Here is a 2,609-nt window from a genome sequence, read left to right on the forward strand (position 1 = left end):
TACCTGATCGACTTGTTAGTCTCCCAGTCAAGCGCCCTTATGCCATTACACTCTGCGGACGGTTACCAATCGTCCTGAGGGCACCTTTAGAAGCCTCCGTTACTATTTTGGAGGCGACCACCCCAGTCAAACTACCCACCAAACAGTGTCCTCGCAACTACGAGTTAGAACTCAAATAATCAAAGGGCCGTATTTCAACAGCGACTCCACAAATACTGGCGTACCTGCTTCAAAGTCTCCGGCCTATCCTACACATCAATTACCCAAATTCAATGTTAAGCTATAGTAAAGGTTCACGGGGTCTTTTCGTCCCATCGCGGGTAATCGGCATCTTCACCGATACTACAATTTCACTGAGCTCACGGTTGAGACAGTGTCCAGATCATTACACCATTCGTGCAGGTCGGAACTTACCCGACAAGGAATTTCGCTACCTTAGGACCGTTATAGTTACGGCCGCCGTTTACTGGGGCTTCAATTCAATGCTTCTCTTGCGATGACATCTCCTCTTAACCTTCCAGCACCGGGCAGGTGTCAGGCTGTATACGTAATCTTTCAATTTGGCACAGCCCTGTGTTTTTGTTAAACAGTTGCCTGGACCTATTCTCTGCGCCCAACTCTCGTTGGGACCCTTTATCCCGAAGTTACAGGGTCAATTTGCCTAGTTCCTTAACCGTGAATCACTCAAGCGCCTTAGTATATTCAACCCGACTACGTGTGTCCGTTTGCGGTACGGGTACCTTAAGGATTAAGTTTAGCGGATTTTCTTGGGAGTATGCTTACACGCACTATTGGATTGTTCCGAAGAACGCTCCATACTATCAGGTTCGACTCTCATCCCGGATTTGCCTGGGATGATCAACATCTACACCCTTCAACGGACTATTCCGTCAGTCCGCGGCGCTGTCACTGCTCCGTCTCCACGTCACTCCTTAAGGTAGTACAGGAATATTAACCTGTTCTGCCATCGGCCTCACCGTTCGGCTGAGCCTTAGGACCCGACTAACCCTGATCCGATTAGCGTTGATCAGGAAACCTTAGTCTTTCGGCGAGGGGGTTTCTCACCCCCTTTATCGTTACTTATACCTACATTTGCTTTTCCACACGCTCCAGCAAAGCTCACGCTTCACCTTCGACGCAGAGTGGAATGCTCCCCTACCGATCATTACTGATCCCATAGCTTCGGTAAAACACTTAATGCCCGATTATTATCCACGCCAAACTCCTCGACTAGTGAGCTGTTACGCACTCTTTAAATGAATGGCTGCTTCCAAGCCAACATCCTAGCTGTCTTAGCAATCTGACTTCGTTAGTTCAACTTAGTGTTTATTTGGGGACCTTAGCTGATGGTCTGGATTCTTCTCCTTTAGGACATGGACCTTAGCACCCATGCCCTCACTCCTGTGATAGAACTAATGCGCATTCGGAGTTTATCAAGACTTGATAGGCGGTGAAGCCCTCGCATCTTATCAGTCGCTCTACCTCACATTAGTAACTCACAAGGCTGCACCTAAATGCATTTCGGGGAGTACGAGCTATCTCCAAGTTTGATTAGCCTTTCACCCCCACCCTCAGTTCATCCGGAAGCTTTTCAACGCTTATCGGTTCGGTCCTCCAGTTAGTGTTACCTAACCTTCAACCTGACCAAGGGTAGATCACTTGGTTTCGCGTCTACTCCTTCCGACTCGACGCCCTGTTCAGACTCGCTTTCGCTTCGGCTGCACATCTCAAGATGCTTAACCTTGCCGGAAAAAGTAACTCGTAGGTTCATTATGCAAAAGGCACGCCGTCACTGCTTACGCAGCTCCGACCGCTTGTAGGCGCACGGTTTCAGGGACTATTTCACTCTTCTATTCGAAGTGCTTTTCACCTTTCCTTCACAGTACTGGTTCGCTATCGGTCTCTCGGGAGTATTTAGCCTTACCGGATGGTCCCGGCAGATTCACGCAAGATTTCTCGTGTCCCGCGCTACTCAGGATACCACTACGCTTAATTTGACTTCGTATACCGGACTATCACCGTCTATGGTTCCACTTTCCAGAGGATTCTACTCATCAAATGTCTTGCGACATCGTGGTCCTACAACCCCACACATGCCGTAACATGGGTGGTTTGGGCTATTCCCCGTTCGCTCGCCACTACTAGGGGAATCATTATTATTTTCTTTTCCTACAGGTACTAAGATGTTTCAGTTCCCTGCGTTAGCTTCCATCTAAGATGGATGACATTCCTTCAGAATGCCGGGTTGTCCCATTCGGAAATCTCTGGATCAAAGGTTATTTGCACCTACCCAGAGCTTATCGCAGCTTATCACGTCCTTCATCGCCTCCGAGAGCCAAGGCATCCGCCATGCGCCCTTGCTTACTTTCTTTCAAACTTACCTTTAAGTATCAGGTATCAAGTATCAGGCATTAAACCCGAGTACTCAATATCGCGGTACTTAAAACGTACGGTTCGATATATACTTTTAGCTCTTTACTAAATTTTACTTTTTGTACATCATGTCAAAGATCGTTTCTCTGTTTTCAGAGATGGTGGAGAATAACGGATTCGAACCGTTGACCCTCTGCGTGCAAGGCAGATGCTCTAGCCAGCTGAGCTAATCCCCC

At 48.0% G+C, this 2,609-nt stretch carries 1 tRNA gene and 1 rRNA gene; both read right to left on the reverse strand.

The window, feature by feature from the left end:
* Positions 1-2,371 (reverse strand): 23S ribosomal RNA (locus KTR07_RS27915); the annotation flags it as partial.
* Positions 2,372-2,532: 161 nt separating this feature from the next.
* Positions 2,533-2,609 (reverse strand) — tRNA-Ala (locus tag KTR07_RS27920).

It is taken from the genome of Bacteroides sp. MSK.20.82 (assembly GCF_019052485.1).
GTDB lineage: Bacteria > Bacteroidota > Bacteroidia > Bacteroidales > Bacteroidaceae > Bacteroides > Bacteroides thetaiotaomicron.